Here is a 23,068-nt window from a genome sequence, read left to right on the forward strand (position 1 = left end):
TTGCACGGAAGCAAAATTACTTCGCTTTACCCTGATTGGCAACGGCCGCGGCTTTCGCTGCGATCTCGTCAGCATCACCCAGGTAGTAATGTTTGATCGGTTTGAAGTTTTCATCGAACTCGTACACCAGCGGAACGCCGGTCGGGATATTCAGTTCAAGAATCTCTTCTTCGCTCATGTTGTCCAGGTATTTCACCAGCGCACGCAGTGAGTTACCGTGGGCCGCCACGATCACTTTCTCACCACTTTTGATACGTGGCAGAATGGATTCGTTCCAGTAAGGGATCACGCGTTCGATGGTCAGCGCCAGGCTTTCGGTGGTGGGCAGCTGCTCAGGCTTCAGCGAAGCATAACGCGGGTCGTGTCCAGGAAAACGCTCATCGCTGCGGTCCAGCTCTGGCGGAGTCACCGCGAAGCCACGACGCCACTGTTTAACCTGCTCGTCGCCGTATTTTGCGGCGGTTTCAGCTTTGTCCAGGCCCTGCAGCGCGCCATAGTGACGTTCGTTCAGACGCCAGGATTTCTCAACGGGCAGCCAGGCCTGATCCAGCTCATCCAGCACATTCCACAGGGTGTGAATGGCGCGTTTCAGCACAGAGGTGTAGGCGAAATCAAACACGAAACCTTCTTTCTTCAGCAGCTGTCCGGCTGCTTTAGCTTCGGTACGGCCCTTGTCAGAAAGGTCTACATCATACCATCCGGTGAAGCGGTTTTCGTTGTTCCACTGGCTTTCGCCGTGTCGCACCAGAACCAGCTTAGTTACAGCCATAGCTTAACTCCTTAATACTTGATGTTTCTGAGATAATGGAAACCTGCTGTCGCCAGCCCGTTGGCTGACCAATTGCGTTCTACCATAGCGGAAAACGGCGCACTGCGTAAGTCTGTCTGTGACGCACTGCGCGTTTTTCACACGGTGGCTCAGCGTGGTGTAAAGCGATAGCGCGTGACGGATTCCCAACGATCTCCCGGCTGCAGCCAGCAATCATCCTGTGGCCACTCGGGATGATTAGGCGAATCCGGTAAAAATTCACTCTCCAGCGCGATCCCCTGAAAAGCAGTATAGCTTTCCTGCTCCCGGGCGCGCGTGCCGGCCAGATAGTTACCGCTGTAGAACTGTAACGCGGGCGCTGACGTGGTCACGCTCAACTGGAGCTTGCCGTCCTCTGACCAGAGTTCAGCGGCAGGCTGGCTGCTATCGCCTGCACTGTTCAGCAGGTAAGCATGGTCATAGCCTTTAACTGCCTTCTGATCGTCATCGGCAAGAAAATCCTGCTCAATGCGTTTGGCCTGACGGAAATCGAAGCTGGTGCCGTCCACTGCCTTCAGTGGGCCGTTGGGAATCCCCTCGCTATCCACGGGCAGGTAACGATCGGCGTGCAGTTGTAACCGATGCTGGCGCGCATCACCATGATGCGCATCAAGATTAAAGTAAGCATGGTTGGTGAGACCGACCGGGCAGGGCTGGTCGCACTGCGCCTGATAGTGAATGGACAGGCAGTTATCGTCATCCAGCACATAGCGTAAATCAGCAATAAGGTTGCCCGGGTAGCCCTGATCGCCATCGGGCGAATCAAGACGATAACGCACTTCCGTTTCTGACTGACTGACAATTTGCCAGCGGCGTTTATCAAACCCTTCTGGGCCGCCGTGTAACTGATGTTCGCCCTGATTGGCGCTCAACGGGCGGCTGATTTTATTCAGTTTCGCGCCGGCAATACGGTTCGCATAACGGCCTACCGTGGCACCCAGATAGGCATCCTGATGCAGATAGTCGGAAGGGGTTGCACAGCCCAGCAGGGCTTCACGCACGTGACCGTCCTGCAGTGGGACCCGCGCCGACAGCCAGGTTGCGCCCCAGTCCATAAAGGTGGCAATCATGCCATTGGCATTACGTAATACGGTGATGCGCCACGGCTGACCGTCCGGCGCATGGGAGTTCACATCGTTTAGCATTGGCCCGCTCCTTCTGATGCTTTGCACACGTAGAAGGTCTCCTTGATGCCCGTTTTGGCTTCATACTGGCTGGCGACGGCGGCCTGAACCCGATCCACCAGATCAAGCGGCATCAGAGCGACAATACAGCCACCGAAGCCACCGCCGGTCATGCGAACACCGCCACGATCGCCGATCTCGGCTTTAACAATCTCGACCAGGGTATCCACCGGCGGCACGGTAATTTCGAAGTCATCACGCATGGAGGCGTGAGATTCCGCCATCAGTTCGCCCATGCGGGCTAAATCGCCGCGAGACAGCGCCTCGGCGGCCTCCAGCGTACGGGCGTTTTCAGTGATGACGTGACGTACGCGTTTGGCAACCTGCGGATCTAACTGAGACTCAGCCGCGTTGAACTCGGCCAGGTCGACATCCCGCAGCGCCTTTTTGTTAAAGAAGCGTGCGCCGGTTTCACACTGCTCACGGCGAACGTTGTATTCGCTTCCCACCAGGCTGCGACGGAAGTTGGAATTGATGATGACCACGGCAATATCGTCCGGCATCGAAACCGGTGTCGTGCCCAGCGTCCGGCAGTCCAGCAGCATGGCATGATCTTTCTGGCCCAGCGCGGAAATCAGCTGATCCATAATGCCGCAGTTACAGCCCACGAACTGGTTTTCTGCTTCCTGACCGTTGACCGCGATGGCGGCGCCGTCCAGTGCCAGGTTAAACAGCTGCTGGAAAACCGTTCCGACCGCCACTTCCAGCGAGGCGGAAGAGCTAAGGCCCGCGCCCTGAGGCACGTTGCCGCTAATCACCATATCGACGCCGCCAAAATCCGGTGCGCGTTGCTGAAGGTGCTTGACGACGCCGCGCACATAGTTCGCCCACATGGGTTCTTTTACGCTGGTAATCGGGGCATCCAGTGAAAAGATGTCCTGCGCCTGATCGTAATCCACGGCAACCACGCGTACCTGCCGATCGTCGCGTTTTGCACAGGCGATAACCGTTTGATAATCAATAGCGCAAGGCAGCACGAAACCGTCGTTGTAATCGGTGTGCTCGCCAATCAAATTAACGCGGCCTGGGGCCTGAATCGCGTGGGTAGGCGCATAGCCAAAAGTCTCAGTAAACACCTGCTGCGTGATGGTTTTTAAGCTCATTGTTTTGCCTCACGGAAATGAATATCGCTCACGGAACGCAGGCGTTCGGCTGCCTGTTCTGCGGTTAAATCGCGTTGGGTTTCAGCCAGCATCTCGTAGCCGACCATAAATTTGCGCACCGTTGCGGAACGCAGCAGCGGCGGATAAAAGTGGGCGTGCAGCTGCCAGTGTTCATTGTCGTCACCGTTGAACGGCGCGCCGTGCCAGCCCATGGAGTAGGGGAAAGAGCACTGAAACAGGTTGTCGTAACGGCTGGTCAGGCGCTTGATGGCACAAGCCAGATCGTCACGCTGCGCATCGGTCAAATCGGTCAGGCGCTTAACATGGGTTTTTGGCAGCAGCAGGGTTTCAAACGGCCACGCCGCCCACCAGGGCACCACGGCCAGCCAGTGTTCGGTTTCAACAACGGTGCGGCTGCCATCCTGCTGTTCACGCGCAAGGTAATCCACCAGCATCGGCGAGCCCTTTTGGGCAAAATAGCGGCGCTGCAGATCGTCTTCGCGCTGGGCTTCATTAGGCAGAAAGCTGTTGGCCCACACTTGTCCATGGGGATGAGGATTAGAACAGCCCATCGCGGCGCCCTTGTTCTCAAAGACCTGCACCCAGGGATAGTGCTGACCCAGTTCAGCTGTCTGTTCTTGCCAGGTGCGGACGACGTCCTGTAACGCGCTCAGTGACATTTCGGGCAGGGTTTTACTGTGGTCGGGCGAAAAGCAGATGACGCGGCTGGTACCGCGCGCGCTTTCGCAACGCATCAACATGTCATCGCTTTCTGGCGCGTCGGGCGTATCCGTCATTAACGCGGCAAAATCATTCGTAAAAACGTAGGTGCCTTGATAATCAGGATTCACATCGCCCGTGATGCGCGTGTTGCCTGCGCACAGGAAACAGTCAGGATCGTGTGACGGCAGCGTATTCACTGCGGGCGTTTCCTGAGCCCCCTGCCAGGGACGTTTGGCACGATGAGGAGAAACCAAAATCCACTGATCGGTCAGGGGATTGTAACGGCGATGAGGATGATCGGCCGGGTTAAATTTTTCCATGTTGCATCCTGGTAAGCGTCAAAATTAAAAAGTCATCAAGAAAAAATAGCACATCGGGTGAGTCAAAAACGTGATCCAGTCTGGATAAGTGGTATCGTTTACACAAGCTGAATATTCTTATTTAAAGGCGGATCCGCACATCGCATCGCTAAAAAACAGGTTTAAATGGTAGCGTTTACATCTGGTGGTAAACAACGCCGCTGGCACGGCGTCAGGGCACTCAAATCCTGTCCTGTTGGTAGCGATAGCCGCCGTCAGGCTGGGCCACAAAATGCAGACGGTGGGTAATACACTGGGGCGCGTCCTCAGCATGATGTGAAACGAACAGGAGTTGAGTACGGCCTTCACCAATCAAAATATCGATGAAACGTCTTACCAGCTGGCGGTTGAGTGGATCAAGCCCCTGCAAGGGTTCATCCAGTATCAACAGCGTAGGATGCTTAACCAGCGCCCGGGCGATCAACACCAGCCGTTGCTGGCCCCAGGATAAACCGTGAAAGGGCATATCCCCCATTCTGCTATCCATGCCCAGCAGCGCCAGCCACTGACGCGCCAGCGCCATTTGGCGATCGGAGACGGCCTGATAAAGACCAATCGAGTCAAAAAAGCCGGACAGGATCACGGTCCGGACGTTGACGCTTACGCGGTAATCAAGATGCAGGCTGCTGCTGACATAGCCAATATGCTGTTTGATATCCCAGATGGTCTCGCCGCTGCCACGGCGCCGGCCAAACAGGGTTAAATCGTTGCTGTAGCCCTGGGGATGGTCGCCCGTGACCAGGCTGAGTAATGTGGATTTGCCCGCGCCGTTTGGCCCGAGAATATGCCAGTGCTCCCCGGTATTAACCTGCCAGTCGAGGCCGTCGATAATACGCTGGTCGTTATAGGATACGATGCCGTTACGCAGAAGCACTCGCGGCGCGTCATCTGCCAGCGGCGGTAGCGCATCCGGGACGTCGGCTTCCGGCAGCGCCATGCCAGCCAGTTGCTCACTGCGCGCCAGCTGGGCCACCAGCGCCTGCGCCAGAATCTCCTCACGGGGTCCGACATGCGTCAGGCTGCATTCTGCCAGTACGCCGACCCGGTCAACGTAGTCCGGAATATCATCAAAGCGGTTCAGCACCAGCACCAGGGTAAAATCCGCCTGCGGCAACTGGTGCAGCGTGGCGGTCAGATTCGCGCGCGATTCGACATCCAGGCCGTCGAAAGGCTCATCCAGAATCAGCAGGTCGGGCTGCTTCATCAGCGCCTGGCACAGTAATGTTTTGCGCGTTTCACCGGTAGAGAGGTATTTAAAACGGCGGTTAAGCAGGCCGGTGATACCAAACTGCGTGGCCAGCTGCTCGCAGCGCACCCTGTCTTTAACCTCATCCTGAATGATTTCAGCCGTTGTGCGGCCGGTATCATCCTCACCTTCGCTCAGCAGGTCGGTGTTATTCCGTTGCCACTCATCGGCGACCAGCTTCTGCAACTGCTCCAGCGACAGGCGGCTGGGACGTTGAAAATCACAGGTTACCTGACCTGACAGCGGTGCCAGTTCCCCCGAGAGGGCGCGCGCCAGTGAGGATTTACCACTGCCGTTGGCTCCGACAAACGCCCAGCGCTCGCCGGGCTGTAGGTGTACATCGGTCAGCGACAACACTCGCGCATCATTAAGATGAAATATGCCTTGCGAAATATGCAATGAAGCCATGATTCGTTCCATTTTTTGCAGCGTTAACCGTTGTTGTAGCCACTGCTTCGAACGAAGTCAAACCCGAATGATAAATCAACGCAAAGCGGCGACGATGGCGTGGCTGGCGCTAAAGCTGGCGATCACGGCGTGACCCGGTTGCCACTGCCGACGCGCAATTTCCGCGTTTTCCAGCGTGGCACACAGCGTTTCACCGCCCGGCAGGCGCATCAGGACTTCACTGACCTGCTCACCGGTTTCGATAGCGCTTATGGTGGCGGCCAGCTGATTATCCGCCCCGGTTGCATCAGTATGAAGGCTGATCCACGGGGCTTTAATCAGAACCAGCACCTCTTTGCCTGCCTTGAGATGCAGGCGTTCTGCGCTGCGCGCGGTCAGGGCGACGTTGAGCCGGGTTACGCCATCCGAGAGCAGAATGGTCAGGTGCTGCTGGATATGCTGCGCGTCGTTATCCACCACGGTGCCGAACAGTTGATTACGTGCGCTGGTTTGCAATGAAGAGCGGGCGATAGCGGCCAGCAGGCTGTCCAGCGGCAGCGAGTCCTGTTGCAGAGCATCAAAGGCGTGCTGTTGAATCTTTTCCATCAGGCCGAACAGCTGTACCAGACGTTCGCCATAGCGGGTTAACTGCGCGCCACCGCCGCCTTTGCCACCGGTTGCCCGCGTCACCATTTCCTGTTCAGCCAGCTGGTTCATCTCGTTGATGGCATCCCAGGCGCTTTTGTAACTGATGCCCGCCAGCTTCGCGCCCTGGCTAATCGAACCGGTTTGCTGCACGCGCTTTAACAGTTCAATGCGGCGTGGATCGGCAAACAGCTTTTGCTGCAGGCGGATGTGAAGGGTGAGTTCGGCTTGCATGGTGGCTCCTGCAAAGAATGAATCGCGTAATCAGGCAGATGATAACGAGCTTTCAGCCTCAAAGTAAAAGCACGAAAAGGTCTGCGCAAAGTTTTACTAAGCCGTTACAATCTCTTTTTTTACACGCAAAGTGGGACTCTTCATGCTGGAACTCATCAAAAGCCTCGCCGTGGCAGTGATCATGGTACCTGTGGTAATGGCGATTATGTTAGGCCTGATCTACGGCCTGGGTGAAGTGTTTAACCTCATCTCTAAAACGGGTCGCCGCGACAACAACAACGCCCGCTCACAGAACTAATCCCCACACAACGTCCGCCTCAGTGCGGACGTTGTCCTCGCCCTGAACGCCTCTTTTTACTTTTTTGCTAATTTGACGCCGCTGTCAGATAATGCGTTGTATTATTCAATATATAACGATCACTGGAGAAAAATCATGCGTTTACCCTTTCGTCGTCTGAGCATTGCGCTGGTAATGAGCGTTTCACTGGCAGGCCAGGCGCTGGCGGCCGATAAGGTCACCGTGTTTGCGGCGGCGTCACTCACTAACGCGCTGGAAGAGATTGCAGCACAGTACAAAAAAACGCACGGCACTGACGTTGTCTCATCCTTTGCGTCGTCCTCGGTACTGGCGCGTCAGATTGAGCAGGGCGCACCTGCCGATCTGTTTATCTCAGCCGATCAACAGTGGATGGACGATGCCGTTGCTAAAAAAAGCATGATCGACAGCACCCGCTATACGTTGTTGGGCAATGACCTGGTGCTGATTGCACCGCGCAGCGACAGCGCCAAACCGGTGACGATCAACGATCAAACCAACTGGAAAAGCCTGTTGAAGGGCGAACGTCTGGCCGTGGGCGATCCCGATCATGTGCCGGCGGGCATCTATGCTAAAGAAGCGCTGCAAAAGCTGGGTGCCTGGTCTTCTGTTTCCCCGGCGCTGGCGCGTGCCAGTAATGTGCGCGCCGCCCTGGCGCTGGTGGAACGTAATGAAACGCCTTATGGCATTGTGTACGGCTCAGATGCTGTAGCCAGTAAAAAAGTTCAGGTGGTGGGCACCTTTCCGGAAGACAGCCACAAGCCGGTCGAATATCCTGTCGCAATCGTTAACGATCGCGACAACGCTGCCGTTAAGGCTTTCTATAACTACCTGAAAGGGCCGGAAGCGGCCGCAGTGTTCAAACAATACGGATTCTCGCCTAAAAAATGATACTCAGTGATGTTGAATGGCAGGCGGTCCTGCTCAGCCTGCAGGTGTCAGGCATTGCCGTACTGTGCAGTCTGCCATTCGGTATCCTGATGGCATGGGTGCTGGTACGTTGCCGCTTCCCCGGTAAAGCCATCCTCGACAGTGTGATCCACTTGCCTCTGGTACTGCCGCCGGTGGTGGTGGGTTACCTGTTGCTGATTGGCCTGGGCCGGCGCGGCATCATCGGTGAAAAACTGTATGAATGGTTTGGCTTCAGCTTCGCCTTTAGCTGGCGCGGCGCGGCGCTGGCCTCTGCGGTGATCGCCTTTCCCCTCATGGTGCGGGCCATTCGTCTGGCGCTGGAGGCGGTGGATAGCCGGCTGGAGCAGGCTGCGCGCACCTTAGGTGCCGGACGCTGGCGGGTCTTTTTTACCATTACGCTGCCGTTAACGCTGCCCGGTATTATTGTCGGCACCGTACTGGCCTTTGCCCGTTCCCTTGGCGAGTTCGGTGCCACTATTACCTTCGTTTCCAATATTCCCGGCGAAACCCGCACCATTCCTCTGGCGATGTATACGTTGATTGAAACGCCCGGGGCGGAAGGGGCCGCCGCACGTTTGTGCGTTATCGCGATCGTTCTGGCACTGGCTTCCTTACTGGCGTCTGAATGGCTGGCGCAGTGGGGGCGTAAACGGATGGGGGCTTCATGCTGACGCTGAACATGGCTCAACGCCTGGGCGAGCATCAGCTTGAGGTTGATGTGACGATCCCCGCCAGCGGTATCACCGCGATATTCGGCGTGTCGGGCGCGGGCAAAACCTCACTGATTAACGCCATTGGCGGCTTAACCCAACCTCAGCGCGGACGCATTCAGCTGAATGAGCGAATACTGTTTGATGCCGATCAGCAGATCGCCTTGCCGCCGGAAAAGCGCCGCATCGGCTACGTTTTCCAGGACGCACGGCTGTTTCCGCACTACCGGGTTCGGGGGAATTTACGTTACGGCCTCTCGGCCAGCATGAAGGGCCAGTTTGATTCGCTGGTGGCGTTACTGGGCCTTGAGCCGCTGCTGGATCGTTTTCCGCTGTCGCTGTCGGGCGGAGAAAAGCAGCGTGTTGCTATTGGCCGCGCCCTGCTCAGTGCGCCCGATATTCTGTTAATGGATGAGCCGCTGGCGTCGCTGGATTTACCGCGCAAGCGTGAGCTGATGCCTTATCTGCAGAAGTTGGCGAAGCAGGTTGATATTCCCGTGTTGTACGTCTCCCATAGCCTGGAGGAGATTCTGCAACTGGCCGATAACGTGCTGGTGCTGGATCAGGGTAAGGTTAAAGCCTTTGGCCCGCTGGAGCGCGTCTGGAGCAGCAGCGCAATGCGGCCATGGCTGCCCGCCAGCGATCTGACCAGCGTGCTGCGTGTGCAGGTGCTGGAGCACCATCCTGATTATCCTATGTCGGCGCTGTCTCTGGGCGATCAACATATTTGGGTCAGTCGGGTGAATTTGCCCGTTAAATCGGCATTGCGGATCCGTATTGCCTCGGCGGACGTCTCCCTGACGCTGCAACCGGCTCAGCACAGCTCTATCCGCAATATCCTGCCTGCGCAGGTCGTCGAACTCATTGAGGTGGGCGATCAGGTTGAGGTCAGGTTGCGCATTGGCGTAAGCGAACTGTGGGCGCGCATCTCGCCCTGGGCGCGCGACGAGCTCAATATCCGGCCGTCACAGTGGCTGTATGCCCAGATTAAAAGCGTGTCGGTGACGGCCTGAACCCGGCAGGCGTGCCTTGCCGGGTTGGGCAGGATTACAGGACGTACTGGTAAAGCGTGTCGGCGATACTGGTTTCCAGGTTGGTGCCAGTGACCATTTTTGCCCGGGATTTAATCACGTCATCCGCATTCCCCATTGCCACGCCCAGCCCCACCGTTTCCAGCATGCTCAGGTCGTTATAGTTGTCACCAAAGGCAATGACGTCCTGCAGGCTCAGCCCCACGGATTCTACCCACTGCGCCAGGCGCTTGCCTTTGCTGTTGCCGCCGCGGGCTACATCGACCTGATCGTGCCATGACCATTCACAGGCCAGCCCGAGTTCGGTTTCCGCGCGCTGCGCAAACTGCTGCAGTTCGGTGGTGTTCTCATGAGACAGGGCAAACTTCCAGATCGACCCGGCCTCTCTGGCCGCCTGCGCCAGGCTGTCCACCTGCTTAAACACAGGACGCTGGTGCGGCGGAAGCGACTCACTCCACTTCAGTGTGCGAATCACATGGCCGGTTGGCGTTTGATACAGCATTGCATCGTCTACATACAGCAGGCCGTGAATCTGATGTTCGTCCAGCATCTCAATGACGCGCACCGCGCTGCCGACGTCCAGCGGGTCAGCGGCCAGCACTTTTTTGGCCGGATAGTCATACAAATAGGTACCATTACAGCAGATTGCAGGCGTATCCAGGGCTAACGTCTGGTAGAAAGGATGGATAGCGCAGTGATGACGGCCGGTCACGATAATCACCTTGACGCCAGACTGACGCGCTTGAGTAATCGCTTCCACGGATTGGGGCAGAATGGTTTTCGTCGGGGTTAACAGCGTGCCGTCAAGGTCGAGGGCGATTACACGATAGCTCATTAATCCTCTCATCGGGATGGGTTAGCAGAACAGTAAGTCTACACCTGACCGTGGTACAGAAACAAAAATCAGGGCACAAATCATTCCAGCGAGACAGAAAAAAACGCGCTACAGTGACCCTCAGAACAACATGAGTCAGCGAAAAAGGAGAATACATGAAGCAGGTTGTCTACACCGCCAGTCCCGAGAGTCAACAAATCCATGTCTGGCAGTTGAATGAAGATGGCACCTTGACGCTCCTGCAGGTTACGGACGTCGCCGGTCAGGTTCAGCCTATGGTGGTGAGTCCAAAAAAAGATTTCTTGTATGTAGGCGTGCGCCCCGACTTCCGTGTACTGGCGTTTCGCATCGCCTCAGACGGCACCTTGACCGAAGCCGGACAGGCGCCTCTGCCGGGCAGCCCGACCCATATTTCCACCGATCATGCCGGCCGTTTCCTGTTTTGCGGCTCTTACAACGATGCGTGCGTCAGTATCAGCCCAATAGGGGATGACGGCGTGCCACAGGCACCGAGCCAGGTCATTAACGGCCTGGCGGGATGCCACTCCGCCAATATCGACAATGCCGATCGGACGCTGTACGTGCCTGCCCTGAAGCAGGATCGCATTTGCCTGTTTACCCTCGGCGCAGACGGTCAGTTAACCCCGCATTCGCAGGAGCAGGTTACCACGGCGGAAGGCGCCGGGCCTCGCCACATGGCGTTTCATGCCAACGGACAGTACGCCTACAGCGTCAATGAGCTGAACAGCACGGTAGAGGTCTGGGCGCTGAACAATGCGCAGGGCAAGGTCGAGTCGGTACAGACGCTGGATATGATGCCGCCTGATTTTACCGGTACCCGCTGGGCTGCCGATATTCATCTGACGCCAGACGGACGTTTCCTGTACGCCTGCGATCGCACCAGCAGCACCTTAACAGTGTTTAGCGTCAGCGAAGACGGTGCCGTGCTGACAGTCGAAGGGTTTCAGCCGACCGAAACGCAGCCGCGCGGATTCAATATCGATCACGCGGGCCAGTTCCTGGTGGCGGCGGGGCAGAAGTCACACCACATTGAAGTCTACAATATCACTCAGCCACAGGGCTTACTGAAGCCGGTGGGCCGTTACGCCGTTGGACAGGGTCCGATGTGGGTAGTGGTACATCAGCTGGCAGGATAACCTGCAAATTGCCGCTTCCGGAATCGTTCGACAGGCCGGAAGCGGCATTTTTATGCGGCGATCAGACGTAATGAACGGTCAGCGATGCGCTGGCTAGCACGTGAAAATGCACGTTAAACCCGACCATGGCGCCGCTGGCCCCCTCATCGACGTCGATTTTGTCCACATCCAGCGCATGAACGCTGAAAATATAACGATGGGTTTCACCGGCAGGCGGTGCTGCGCCGCCGTATCCGGCCTGACCGAAATCCGTGCGTGTTTGTAGCGCCCCGGCGGGCAGTGCGGCTTTACCCGAACCGGCACCCTGAGGCAGCGATGTGGTCTCGGCCGGAATATTCGCCACCACCCAGTGCCACCAGCCTGAGCCGGTAGGCGCATCCGGATCGAAGCAGGTGATGACAAAACTTTTGGTGCCTTCTGGCGCATCTTCCCAGGCAAGGTGAGGGGAAAGATTATCGCCCTGATAACCCATTCCGTTAAAAACGTGTTTCTCCGGCATCTTGTCGCCGTCGTGTAAATCCTGGCTGTAAACTCGCATTACATCTCCTTGCGTTAATGGTCACTGCCTTTTCATCTTAACCAAAAGCCGGTTTACGTCCAGCCGTTGCAACATTAAGAAAGAAAGTGAGCGGGCTGCTCCAGCGCCGCCCCAATCGCATTGACCAGCTTATCCAGCGCCTCAGGGGAGATGATATAAGGCGGCATCAGATAAATCAGGCGGCCAAAAGGGCGAATCCAGACGCCCTGACTGACAAAGAACTGTTGCAGCGCCGCCATATTGACCGGTTGATGCGTTTCCACCACGCCAATGGCTCCCAGCACGCGCACGTCAGCCACCGCGGGCGCGTGACGCAGGGGCAGCAGCGCGCCACGCAGCTGACGCTCGATCGCCGCAACCTGCTGACGCCAGTCACCTTCCTGCACCATTGCCAGGCTTTCTGACGCCACCGCGCACGCCAGCGGATTGCCCATAAAGGTGGGGCCGTGCATAAAGCAGCCCGCCGGACTGAGGCTGATGGTATCGGCCACGTCACGGGTGGTGAGGGTAGCGGCGAGGCTCATCGTGCCGCCGGTCAGGGCTTTGCCTACGCACATGATGTCCGGTGAAATCGCCGCATGTTCGCAGGCGAACAGCGTACCGGTGCGGCCAAAGCCGGTTGCGATCTCATCGGCGATCAGCAGAATGCCGTCGCGATCACAGGCTTCACGTACACACTGCAAATAGCGCGGATGGTAGAAACGCATTCCCCCGGCACCCTGAACGATGGGTTCCAGAATCACCGCGGCCAGCTGCCCCCGATGCTGCTGGATCAGCCGGATAAAATCCTCTGCATCACGCGCATCCCACTCGTCATCAAAACCGCACTGCGGCGCTGCGGCGAAATGGTGTTCCGGCAGGTAGCCGCGCCACAGGCTGTGCATGGAATTATCCGGATCGCATACCGACATCGCGGCAAAGGTATCGCCGTGATAACCGCGTTTGAGCGTCAAAAATTGCTGACGCGTCTCGCCTCGCCCAAGCCAGTATTGCAGCGCCATTTTCATCGCGACTTCAACGGCGACCGAGCCGGAATCGGCCAGAAATACACATTCCAGCGCGTCTGGCGTCATCGAGACCAGCTGACGACACAACGCCACCGCGGCAGGATGGGTAATGCCGCCAAACATCACGTGGGACATCTGCCCCATCTGCTGTTGCAGGGCGCGATTCAGGCGCGGATGGTTATAGCCATGTATCGCCGCCCACCAGGACGACATTCCGTCCACCAGGGTACGACCATCTGCCAGCTGCAGATGATAATCCTTTGCCGCAACAACCGGATAGCAGGGCAGCGGCTGCTGCATTGAGGTGTAGGGATGCCAGATATGCTGGCGATCAAATTCAGCGTCCTGAGAAGTAAACATCGGAGTTGTAAACCAAAATAAAAAGATTTAGTTTACAAGTATAACCACGTTAACTGTCGGGATGACACCTTTTTTGGAGTAAGTAATGTCACAACGTTGGACTCTGGCTCAGGCCCAGGCGCTGTTTGATCGGCCATTTCTTGAACTGATGTTTGAAGCGCAACAGGTGCACCGCCAGCACTTCGATCCACGTCAGGTGCAGGTCAGCACACTGCTGTCGATTAAAACCGGTGCCTGCCCGGAAGACTGCAAATATTGCCCGCAAAGCGCCCGCTACAAGACGGGCCTGGAATCTGAGCGACTGATGGAAGTGGATGAGGTACTGCGTTCCGCGCAAAAAGCCAAAGCCGCAGGCTCCAGCCGCTTCTGCATGGGGGCGGCATGGAAAAACCCCAGCGATCGCGATATGCCCTACCTGGAAAAGATGGTCGAAGGCGTCAAAGCGATGGGCATGGAAACCTGCATGACGCTTGGCACGTTGAGCGACAGTCAGGCGCAGCGTTTAGGCAGTGCCGGACTGGATTTCTACAATCACAATCTGGACACCTCACCGGAGTTTTACGGCAATATCATCACCACGCGCAGCTATCAGGAACGACTGGATACGCTGGGGAAAGTGCGTGACGCCGGCATCAAGGTCTGTTCGGGCGGGATTGTGGGCCTGGGTGAAACCGTAAACGACCGTGCCGGACTGCTGGTACAGCTGGCTAACCTGCCGACGCCGCCTGAAAGTGTGCCCATCAACATGCTGGTGAAGGTGAAAGGCACGCCGCTGGCAGACAATGATGACGTTGAACCGTTCGACTTTATCCGCACCATCGCCGTGGCGCGCATCATGATGCCCACCTCGCATGTTCGCCTGTCCGCAGGCCGTGAGCAGATGAACGAGCAAACCCAGGCGATGTGCTTTATGGCCGGGGCAAACTCCATTTTTTACGGTTGCAAGCTGCTGACGACGCCGAACCCGGAAGAAGACAAAGATATGCTGCTGTTCCGTAAGCTGGGGCTGAATCCTGAGCATACGCAGACCGCAAACGGCGACAATGCCCAGCAGCAGCAGTTAAGTGAGCAACTGCTTCATGCCGATACAGAAACATTCTATAACGCGGCGCTGTAATGAGCTGGCAGCAACGCATCCAGCAGGCGCTGATACAGCGCCGTGCTGAAGATGGCTGGCGCGAACGGCGCGTGATTGAAGAGAATCAGACGCGCCTGATCCGCCATGCCGGTCAGACCTTTCGCCATTTCTCAAGTAACGATTATCTTGGGCTGAGCCAGCATCCCGCCGTCATGGCGGGCTGGCAACAAGGCGTGGACGAGGCCGGTGCCGGTGCTGGTGCATCGGGCCATGTAACCGGTTTTCATCGTTTACATGCCGAGCTGGAAGCACAGCTGGCAGACTGGCTGGGCTATTCGCGCGCGCTGCTGTTTATTTCCGGCTTTGCGGCGAATCAGGCGGTGATTCACCTGCTGGCAGAGAAAAATGACCGCATTCTGGCCGACAAACTGACGCATGCTTCGCTGCTGGAGGCCGCCAGCCAAAGCCCTGCTCAGCTGCGCCGCTTTACCCATAACGATCCTCTCAGTCTGGCTAAGCGCCTGGATGCGCCCTGCGAAGGGCAAACGCTGGTGGTAACCGAAGGGGTTTTCAGTATGGACGGCGACAGCGCGCCCCTTCAGGCGATCGCCGACCGGGCGAAACATGCCGGTGCCTGTTTGCTGGTCGATGATGCGCACGGCATAGGGGTGACGGGCGAGCAGGGACGTGGCAGCTGTTGGGCACAGGGCATGAAACCCGACCTGCTGGTGGTGACCTTTGGCAAAGCCTTTGGCGTAAGCGGGGCCGCGCTGTTGTGTGATGAGGCGACCGCCGATTACTTTGTGCAATTTTCCCGTCATCTGATTTACTCCACGGCGATGCCGCCAGCCCAGGCCAGTGCGCTGTTAGCGTCGCTGAAACAGGTGCAGGCGGGTGATGACCGCCGTCAACGTCTCGCGCGTAATATCGCCCATTTCCGGCACGGCGCTGCCTCGTTGCCCTGGAAACTTATGGCGTCGTCCAGCGCCATTCAGCCATTAATCGTCGGGGATAACGGCGAGGCGCTGGCGCTGTCTGCGCGCCTGGCCAGGGCGGGCTGCTGGGTCAGTGCGATCCGTCCGCCGACCGTGCCGCCGGGCACGGCCCGTCTGCGCATCACGCTTACCGCCGTCCATGAGCCAGAGGATATTGATGCCCTGCTGGAGGCGCTGTATGACGCTGCAGGTTGATAAAGGCGCGGTTGCACGGGCATTTGGCCGCGCCGCATCTCAGTATGATCACTATGCTGAACTCCAGCGGCTGAGCGGGGACGCGCTGCTGGCGCAGGTGCCAGCGCACAGCGGTTTGCAACTGCTGGATGCCGGATGCGGAACCGGCTGGTACAGCCGGATATGGCGCGATCGGGGTAAAGAGGTCACGGCGCTGGATCTTTCCCCGCAGATGCTGCAACAGGCCCGGCAAAACGGGGCCGCGCATCACTATCTGGCTGGCGATATTGATGCTCTGCCACTGGCAGATCAGTCTGTTGACCTCGTATGGAGCAATCTGGTGGTGCAGTGGAGCGAGAATCTTCAGGCGGCGCTAATGCAGTTTAACCGGGTACTCAGGCCTGGCGGCTGCCTGCTGTTTTCCACCCTGAGCGCGGGCTCTCTGCACGAAGTTCATCAGGCCTGGTCACAGGTGGATGGCCGTCTCCATGCGAACCGCTTTTTGCCTGCACAGGAGATTGCTGCCGCCTGTGAAACACAGCGTCTGCGCTGCCATGCGCAAACCCTTACCCTGCATTTTCCCGATGCGCTGAGTGCAATGCGCTCCCTGAAGGGCATCGGGGCAACGCATCTGCATACCGGACGGTCTGGCTGCGTGTTAACGCGCCAGCGTCTTGCTCAGCTCGAAGCCCACTGGCCGCGGGATGAGCAGGGTTTCCGCCTCAGTTACCATCTTATGTTTGGAGTGACACAATGTTGAATCGCTGGTTTGTTACCGGCACCGACACCGAAGTCGGTAAAACGGTTGCCAGCGCGGCGCTGCTGCAGGCTGCCACCGCCGCAGGCTACCGCAGTGCGGGCTATAAACCTGTGGCCTCAGGCTGCGAGCTCACCGCAGCAGGCGTGCGCAACAGTGATGCGCTGACCTTACAGCGTTACAGCAACGTCCCGCTGCGCTACGAGCAGGTCAATCCACTGGCGTTTATGGAGCCGACTTCACCTCATATCGCCAGCGCGGATGAGGGCAGACCGATTGAGTTTGCCACGCTGTCGGCGGGGCTGCGGGAACTTGAGCCGCTGGCAGAATGGATTTTGGTGGAAGGTGCGGGCGGCTGGTACACGCCGCTTTCTGAGACGCAAACCTATGCAGACTGGGTTGAGGAGGAGCAGCTACCGGTCATTTTGGTGGTGGGCGTCAAGCTGGGATGTATCAATCATGCCATGCTGACTGCCGATGCGATTCGCGCACGCGGCCTGCACCTGGCGGGCTGGATCGCCAATACGGTACAGCCACCCGGCCAGCGTTATCAGGCCTACCTGGCGGCCTTAACGCAGCGGCTTCCTGCACCTTGCCTGGGCGTGATCCCCTGGCTAACCCAGGAAGACCAGCAGGCAAACTGTGGACATTATCTGACGCTGCCGGATCGATCAGGCCACCGTTAACCACTTCTCCAGGGTCGCGTCATCCAGCTGGGCGACGTTGCCCTGTGCCACATTGCGCCCGCGATGCAGCAGGAGAAAGTTGTCAGCCACGCGGCGAATCAGCGAGACGCGCTGTTCAAGCAGCAGAATCGTCAGGCCGTAGTCACGATTAAGGCGACGAATCAGATTCCCCATCTCTTCTTCCAGCCAGGGCGCCATGCCGTCGGCGGGCTCATCCAGAATCAACAGGCGGGGCTGCAGCACCAGCGCACGGGCCAGAGCCAACTGCTGCTGCTGATAGACCGGCAGGTCGCCGCTGCGCTGCTGACGCAGCGAATAGAGGGCGGGTAACAGATCAAAGATCATTTCCGGGATCGCCCGATAACCGTCATTCGCCTGTGCGCCTGCCAGTAAGGCAATGAGTAAATTATCCTCAACGCTCATCTGAGTAAAAATGTGGCGCCCCTGCGGAACAAACCCGATCCCCTGTCGGGCCCGCAGCTCAGCAGGCTGCGAGAGCAGGTCTTCCGGCGGCGAGCCATCCTGCTGCCAACTGATCGTCCCGCTGTTAATCGGTAGCTTGCCCATAATGCAGTTCACCAGCGTGGTTTTTCCCATACCGGGGCGTCCCAGTATGCCGGTGCAGGTGCCGGGAGGCAGATCAAGATCCACATTCCAGAGAATATGATTTTTACCGTAAAACTGATTCACCGACCGTAAACTTAGCATCTGACGCGCTCCTTCCAGATAATTAACCTGAATGCTTTCGCCGTTCATTTCTGGTAAATCGCTCTAATGAGATAGCGGCGCATTTCACGCGGCTACTGCCTGTAACACTCAGATGAGAGAGCATGCAATTACCAGGCCAGAGTCTCAACGGTGAGTGGAGTCGGGGCTAACCAGCGAAAATCACCCTGTTTAAAGATAAATAAAAGTTAACAATTCCACGTCAGGACGCTTACGCGGTACAGCGTTGGTGCAGGTTCATGAAGCCGGGAAGTGCACCTGCTCGTTAATGGGGCAATGAAAAAAAGAAAAGTGAGACGCACTTGTCGCCGATCAAGGCACGGATTGCGCTGATAGCTAAATCACTACCCGTTAGCGTCAGAAAATAAGCGAAAAAAAATATTTTTTTATCGCCCAAAGGAGAGTGAAAAAAATTATACACAGCCGATGTGCAAAGGGCTGTCATTAGTTATCCACTATTCCTGTGGATAACCTTGTGCATTAGGTAATGAAAACAGGTTGGAAGCGAGGAAATACGGGGCCTGGTAACCCGATGATGAGAATCTGGGCTTTTTAAAGTAACGACATTAATTCAGTGACTTAGCAAAAAACAAGCCTGCCGGATTGGGGCCGATTCATCAAACTGCAATTTTATGACACATGCTTGACAAATGTTAAATCAATATCGGGCTTGGGGATAACCTTGCGCAACAGAATCCGGTTAGCGCGCGCGATAATGTCAAAGAGTCAAGCGTAAAGTGGTTGCCGTTACTGTGCATCAATACTGTTATTATATCCAGTATTTTTTTCTGGCAAAATCGCCATAGCAGAGTAAAATAATGGGCTGCCCGCCGTCTTTCATCTGCAGGAACCGCATTCATGAGTAAAGATTTTAAACTGAACTCCGCTTTCAAGCCTTCCGGCGATCAGCCAGAGGCGATCCGTCGTCTTGAAGCCGGACTGGAAGATGGCCTGGCGCACCAGACGCTATTAGGCGTTACCGGATCGGGTAAAACCTTTACCGTGGCTAACGTGATCGCCGATCTTAACCGGCCCACCATGGTGCTGGCACCGAACAAAACGCTGGCGGCCCAGCTGTATGGTGAGATGAAGGAGTTTTTCCCGGACAACGCGGTGGAGTTTTTTGTCTCCTATTACGATTACTACCAGCCTGAAGCCTATGTCCCAAGCTCTGACACCTTTATCGAAAAAGACGCCTCGGTTAACGAACACATCGAGCAGATGCGTCTTTCCGCCACTAAAGCATTACTGGAGCGGCGTGATGTTATCGTCGTTGCCTCAGTGTCGGCCATTTACGGTCTGGGCGATCCCGATCTTTATCTGAAAATGATGCTGCACCTGACGCGCGGTATGATCATCGACCAGCGCAGCATTCTGCGTCGCTTGTCAGAGCTGCAGTACACGCGCAACGACCAGGCGTTTCAGCGCGGCACCTTCCGAGTGCGTGGCGAGGTCATCGATATTTTTCCGGCAGAGTCCGATGATATGGCACTGCGGGTGGAGTTATTTGACGAAGAGGTCGAGCGCCTGTCCCTGTTTGATCCGCTCACCGGGCAGGTTGAATCGGTTGTACCGCGTTTTACCATCTATCCGAAAACGCACTACGTTACGCCGCGTGAGCGCATTCTGCAGGCCATGGAAGACATCAAGGTTGAGCTGGCCGACCGGCGTAAAACCCTGCTGGAAAACAACAAACTGCTGGAAGAGCAGCGCATCACTCAGCGCACCCAGTTTGATCTGGAGATGATGGGCGAGCTGGGCTACTGCTCCGGCATCGAAAACTACTCGCGTTACCTGTCGGGCCGTGGGCCGGGAGAGGCGCCGCCTACGCTGTTTGACTATCTCCCCGCAGATGGCCTGCTGGTGGTGGATGAGTCCCACGTCACGATTCCCCAAATTGGCGGCATGTACCGTGGCGACCGTGCACGTAAAGAGACGTTGGTAGAGTACGGTTTCCGACTGCCTTCGGCGCTTGATAACCGTCCGATGAAGTTCGAAGAGTTTGAAGCGCTGGCCCCTCAGACGATCTATGTGTCGGCAACGCCGGGCAAATATGAGCTGGAGAAATCCGGCGACGAGGTCATCGATCAGGTGGTGCGTCCAACCGGCCTGCTGGATCCGATTCTTGAGGTCCGCCCCGTGGCGACGCAGGTTGATGATTTACTGTCTGAGATCCGCCAGCGCGTTACGATCAACGAGCGCGTCCTGGTGACCGTCCTGACTAAACGCATGGCGGAAGATCTGACAGAGTACCTTGAAGAGCACGGTGAAAAGGTGCGCTATCTGCACTCGGATATCGACACGGTGGAAAGGATGGAAATCATTCGTGACCTGCGTCTGGGCAAATTTGACGTACTGGTTGGGATCAACCTGTTGCGAGAAGGGCTGGACATGCCTGAGGTATCGCTGGTGGCCATTCTGGATGCGGACAAAGAGGGCTTCCTGCGTTCGGAGCGTTCGCTGATTCAGACCATTGGCCGTGCGGCACGTAATATTAACGGTAAAGCGATTCTGTATGGCGACAAGATCACGCCTTCAATGGCCAGAGCGATTGAAGAAACGGAACGCCGCCGTGAGAAGCAGCAGCGGCATAACGAAGAAAACGGCATCGTGCCTCAGGGCCTGAACAAGAAAATCACCGATATTCTGGAACTGGGCAATAACGTGGTGAAAACGCGTGGTAAAGCCAAGCCCGCTAAGCGCAATGCCGCTGAGGCAGACGCCGATTACCTGGCGTTGTCCCCCCAGGCGTTGCAGAAAAAGATCCACGAGCTGGAAGGGCAGATGCAGCAACATGCGCAAAACCTGGAGTTCGAACAGGCGGCTGGCCTGCGCGATCAGCTGCAGGAATTGCGCACATTGTTTATTGCGGTGTCCTGATTCAGTTGAATCCCTGAACGGCGTGCTCCAGCGCGGCGCGCAGCAGTTGGCGGTCGTGGCGGTACTTGATATCGGCGGCCTCCAGCGGTTCACGAATAATCAGGCGGTTTTCCACCCGGCTGACGTCCGTGGACGGGCCAACTACGATCGCGTCGATCACCCGCTTGCCAATGTAGTGCTCCATCATCGCCAGTTTGTCGGCCACGGTAAGCGTTGCCGCCGCAGGACTCAACTCGCGGCCCAGGTTGCCGATAAACACCATGTTAGCGGGCGTCCGGCGTAATGCCTGCGCCATCTCTTTCATGAGCAGAATGGGCATCAGGCTGGTGTAAAAGCTGCCCGGTCCAATCAGAATGAGATCGGCTTCTGCAACGGCATCGAGCGCCTCGCGGGTGGGCTGCACGGCGGGATGCAGCATCAGTTCCTGCGGTGGAAGCTGCATGGCGTCGATAGCGGTTTCCCCATACACCGCGTTGCCTTCGCTATCGGTTGCAACTAAATCAACCGGATGCTCTGACATGGGGATTAAAAAGGCGTCAACTTTCAACAGGTTTCTGATGATGTTGACCACTTCCAGCGGCCGCACGCTAAGGTGATCCAGCGCTTTCAGTATCAGGTTACCCAGATTGTGTCCGGCCAGTTCACCGTTGCCGGTAAAGCGATATTCGAACATGGCGGAGGCCACGCTCGGCTCCGTGATCAGCTGGTTAATACAGTTACGCAGGTCGCCCCAGGCGATGCCACCTTCTGCGCGACGAATGCGGCCCGTGGAGCCACCGTTGTCTGTCGTGGTCACAATGCCTGTGAGGCGTGAACCCAGAGGGGACAGGGCCGACATCACGCGTCCTAATCCGTGTCCGCCACCTAAGGCCACCACGCGATCCAGGTCCGCCAGTGTTCGATTCATACTTCTCCTTTTCACGTCTGCGCCGGCCAGCGGCCCGGTTGATGCAGACGGGGGTAATTTACGTCAATGCTTACCGGGTATTTTAACTTATCCTGTGAGCGAAATACGGTGAAAGTTAACGTTATGCAGCACACAGAGTAAAAGCCGTGGATGGCGCATCACCACTAATCGCGCTACCATCTGTATACCGCGTTGACCAGCCGGTTAACGTACACTCAAGCCTGAATGCCTACGTCGGTGGATAGGGGATTCAGGCCGTAGCCTACGCGCTGCCAGGGTGCAGGAAGAAATGACTGCATCTCCCGAATTGGAAAGGTGTTCTGGTGTCACAATTTACTGATGCATTTGCGCGCAAATTTTACTATTTGCGCCTGTCGGTCACGGATGTATGCAACTTCCGTTGTACCTATTGCCTGCCCGATGGCTATCAGCCAAACGGTATCCGCAATAAAAGTTTTCTCTCGCTGGATGAAATTCGTCGGGTCACGCGCGCCTTCGCGGCGGCGGGCACGGAGAAAGTGCGCCTGACCGGCGGTGAACCTTCATTACGTCGCGATTTTACCGACATCATTGCGGCGGTCAGAGAAAACGCGGCTATCCGCCATATCGCCGTCACCACCAATGGTTACCGGCTGGCGCGTGACGTTAAGCAGTGGCGCGATGCCGGACTCACCGCCCTGAACGTCAGCGTGGACAGCCTTGATGCACGCCAGTTTCATGCCATAACCGGTCAGGATAAATTCCACCAGGTGATGGCCGGGATTGATGCGGCCTTTGAGGCCGGCTTCAGCCAGGTCAAAGTGAACAGCGTGCTGATGCGCGACGTCAACAGCCACAACCTCACGACCTTTCTTGACTGGATCCGTACGCGCCCCATTCAACTGCGTTTTATTGAGCTGATGGAAACCGGTGAGGGCGGTGCGCTGTTTCGCGAGCAGCACGTGTCGGGCGAGGTGATCCGCGATCGACTTCTCGCGCAGGGCTGGCAGCGCCGTATCAGCGGCCGCAGCGATGGCCCGGCGCAGGTGTTTTATCATCCGGATTACGTGGGTGAAATCGGACTGATCATGCCGTATTCCAAAGATTTTTGCGCCAGCTGTAACCGCCTGCGGGTTTCCGCTCGGGGTAACCTGCACCTGTGTCTGTTTGGCGATGGCGGCATTCCGCTGCGTGATTTACTGGCGTCCGACGATCAGCAAGATGAATTGCAGGCGCGCATTGCCAGCAGCCTGGGCCAGAAGAAACAGACGCATTTCCTGTTGCAGGGCAATACCGGTATCACACAGAATCTTTCTTACATTGGCGGTTAA

22 protein-coding genes and 1 riboswitch are annotated in these 23,068 nt (G+C 56.9%); of the genes, 11 read left to right on the forward strand and 11 right to left on the reverse strand.

The genetic code is table 11. The annotated features are described in order from the left end of the window. Positions 1–16: 16 nt before the first annotated feature. From gpmA to modE, 6 genes are all read right to left on the reverse strand, one after another. Positions 17–769 (reverse strand): 2,3-diphosphoglycerate-dependent phosphoglycerate mutase, encoded by a 753-nt coding sequence (gpmA, locus tag NYE92_RS21110; RefSeq protein ID WP_013025088.1) that lies wholly within the window; start codon positions 767–769, stop codon positions 17–19. Positions 770–918: 149 nt separating this feature from the next. Further along, on the reverse strand, positions 919–1,953 hold the full coding sequence (galM, locus tag NYE92_RS21115) for a galactose-1-epimerase (RefSeq protein WP_064373419.1): 1,035 nt from the start codon (positions 1,951–1,953) through the stop codon (positions 919–921). After that, complete coding sequence (galK, locus tag NYE92_RS21120) at positions 1,947–3,095, reverse strand: galactokinase (RefSeq protein WP_019106139.1); 1,149 nt, start codon at positions 3,093–3,095, stop codon at positions 1,947–1,949. Before galK ends, galM begins: the two co-directional genes overlap by 7 nt. After that, positions 3,092–4,138, reverse strand: a complete 1,047-nt coding sequence (galT, locus tag NYE92_RS21125) for a galactose-1-phosphate uridylyltransferase (protein WP_064373422.1) — start codon at positions 4,136–4,138, stop codon at positions 3,092–3,094. Before galT ends, galK begins: the two co-directional genes overlap by 4 nt. 220 nt (positions 4,139–4,358) lie before the next feature. Next, on the reverse strand, positions 4,359–5,831 hold the full coding sequence (modF, locus tag NYE92_RS21130) for a molybdate ABC transporter ATP-binding protein ModF (RefSeq protein ID WP_088900408.1): 1,473 nt from the start codon (positions 5,829–5,831) through the stop codon (positions 4,359–4,361). Positions 5,832–5,906: 75 nt separating this feature from the next. Further along, positions 5,907–6,689, reverse strand: coding sequence for a molybdenum-dependent transcriptional regulator (gene modE, locus NYE92_RS21135; RefSeq protein ID WP_013025093.1), 783 nt, complete (start codon positions 6,687–6,689; stop codon positions 5,907–5,909). A gap of 142 nt (positions 6,690–6,831) precedes the next feature. Between modE and NYE92_RS21140 the strand changes: the two genes are divergently transcribed. From NYE92_RS21140 to modC, 4 genes are all read left to right on the forward strand, one after another. Further along, entirely contained in the window at positions 6,832–6,987 is a 156-nt protein-coding gene (locus NYE92_RS21140) for an AcrZ family multidrug efflux pump-associated protein (RefSeq protein ID WP_014606279.1), read from the forward strand. Between the two features lie 135 nt (positions 6,988–7,122). After that, positions 7,123–7,896, forward strand: a complete 774-nt coding sequence (gene modA / locus NYE92_RS21145) for a molybdate ABC transporter substrate-binding protein (protein WP_028714954.1) — start codon at positions 7,123–7,125, stop codon at positions 7,894–7,896. Further along, complete coding sequence (modB, locus tag NYE92_RS21150; RefSeq protein ID WP_015700722.1) at positions 7,893–8,588, forward strand: molybdate ABC transporter permease subunit; 696 nt, start codon at positions 7,893–7,895, stop codon at positions 8,586–8,588. Before modA ends, modB begins: the two co-directional genes overlap by 4 nt. Further along, positions 8,582–9,640 (forward strand): molybdenum ABC transporter ATP-binding protein ModC, encoded by a 1,059-nt coding sequence (gene modC, locus NYE92_RS21155; RefSeq protein ID WP_014593216.1) that lies wholly within the window; start codon positions 8,582–8,584, stop codon positions 9,638–9,640. The genes modB and modC overlap by 7 nt, the downstream gene beginning before the upstream one ends. Before the next feature lie 34 nt (positions 9,641–9,674). On the opposite strand, the gene NYE92_RS21160 is transcribed toward modC, so the two are convergent. Beyond that, positions 9,675–10,493: a pyridoxal phosphatase gene (locus tag NYE92_RS21160; RefSeq protein ID WP_259019410.1), complete on the reverse strand. Its 819-nt coding sequence runs from the start codon at positions 10,491–10,493 to the stop codon at positions 9,675–9,677. A gap of 155 nt (positions 10,494–10,648) precedes the next feature. On the opposite strand from NYE92_RS21160, the gene pgl reads away from it, so the two are divergent. Beyond that, complete coding sequence (gene pgl, locus NYE92_RS21165; RefSeq protein ID WP_013025099.1) at positions 10,649–11,650, forward strand: 6-phosphogluconolactonase; 1,002 nt, start codon at positions 10,649–10,651, stop codon at positions 11,648–11,650. Between the two features lie 61 nt (positions 11,651–11,711). On the opposite strand, the gene NYE92_RS21170 is transcribed toward pgl, so the two are convergent. Together NYE92_RS21170 and bioA are read right to left on the reverse strand one after the other, a co-directional pair. After that, positions 11,712–12,188 (reverse strand): kinase inhibitor, encoded by a 477-nt coding sequence (locus NYE92_RS21170; RefSeq protein ID WP_013025100.1) that lies wholly within the window; start codon positions 12,186–12,188, stop codon positions 11,712–11,714. 74 nt (positions 12,189–12,262) lie between these two features. Next, the gene (bioA, locus tag NYE92_RS21175) at positions 12,263–13,555 is read right to left on the reverse strand and encodes an adenosylmethionine--8-amino-7-oxononanoate transaminase (protein ID WP_110286447.1); all 1,293 of its coding nucleotides are present in this window, start codon (positions 13,553–13,555) and stop codon (positions 12,263–12,265) included. Positions 13,556–13,640: 85 nt separating this feature from the next. Between bioA and bioB the strand changes: the two genes are divergently transcribed. Genes bioB through bioD form a run of 4 tightly spaced genes read left to right on the forward strand, consistent with a single transcriptional unit; the run spans position 13,641 to position 17,245 of the window. Continuing rightward, positions 13,641–14,672: a biotin synthase BioB gene (gene bioB / locus NYE92_RS21180; protein ID WP_013025102.1), complete on the forward strand. Its 1,032-nt coding sequence runs from the start codon at positions 13,641–13,643 to the stop codon at positions 14,670–14,672. Next, on the forward strand, positions 14,672–15,823 hold the full coding sequence (gene bioF / locus NYE92_RS21185) for an 8-amino-7-oxononanoate synthase (RefSeq protein WP_259019411.1): 1,152 nt from the start codon (positions 14,672–14,674) through the stop codon (positions 15,821–15,823). The genes bioB and bioF overlap by 1 nt, the downstream gene beginning before the upstream one ends. Then, positions 15,807–16,562, forward strand: coding sequence for a malonyl-ACP O-methyltransferase BioC (bioC, locus tag NYE92_RS21190; RefSeq protein ID WP_014606273.1), 756 nt, complete (start codon positions 15,807–15,809; stop codon positions 16,560–16,562). The genes bioF and bioC overlap by 17 nt, the downstream gene beginning before the upstream one ends. Then, entirely contained in the window at positions 16,556–17,245 is a 690-nt protein-coding gene (gene bioD / locus NYE92_RS21195; RefSeq protein ID WP_014593221.1) for a dethiobiotin synthase, read from the forward strand. The genes bioC and bioD overlap by 7 nt, the downstream gene beginning before the upstream one ends. Here the strand turns inward: bioD and NYE92_RS21200 are convergent. Next, the gene (locus NYE92_RS21200; protein ID WP_015700718.1) at positions 17,231–17,953 is read right to left on the reverse strand and encodes an ABC transporter ATP-binding protein; all 723 of its coding nucleotides are present in this window, start codon (positions 17,951–17,953) and stop codon (positions 17,231–17,233) included. The genes bioD and NYE92_RS21200 overlap by 15 nt on opposite strands. A gap of 876 nt (positions 17,954–18,829) precedes the next feature. On the opposite strand from NYE92_RS21200, the gene uvrB reads away from it, so the two are divergent. Continuing rightward, positions 18,830–20,851, forward strand: coding sequence for an excinuclease ABC subunit UvrB (gene uvrB, locus NYE92_RS21205; RefSeq protein ID WP_013025107.1), 2,022 nt, complete (start codon positions 18,830–18,832; stop codon positions 20,849–20,851). A 1-nt stretch (position 20,852) separates the two neighbouring features. On the opposite strand, the gene yvcK is transcribed toward uvrB, so the two are convergent. Next, positions 20,853–21,758 (reverse strand): uridine diphosphate-N-acetylglucosamine-binding protein YvcK, encoded by a 906-nt coding sequence (yvcK, locus tag NYE92_RS21210; protein ID WP_014593223.1) that lies wholly within the window; start codon positions 21,756–21,758, stop codon positions 20,853–20,855. A 200-nt stretch (positions 21,759–21,958) separates the two neighbouring features. Continuing rightward, a riboswitch (molybdenum cofactor riboswitch) is annotated at positions 21,959–22,092 on the forward strand. On the opposite strand from yvcK, the gene moaA reads away from it, so the two are divergent. Next, positions 22,079–23,068 (forward strand): GTP 3',8-cyclase MoaA, encoded by a 990-nt coding sequence (gene moaA / locus NYE92_RS21215; RefSeq protein ID WP_259019514.1) that lies wholly within the window; start codon positions 22,079–22,081, stop codon positions 23,066–23,068. Its footprint overlaps the riboswitch before it by 14 nt.

The sequence above is a fragment of the Pantoea sp. B566 genome (genome assembly GCF_024793925.1).
GTDB classification, from domain to species: Bacteria; Pseudomonadota; Gammaproteobacteria; order Enterobacterales; family Enterobacteriaceae; genus Pantoea; species Pantoea ananatis.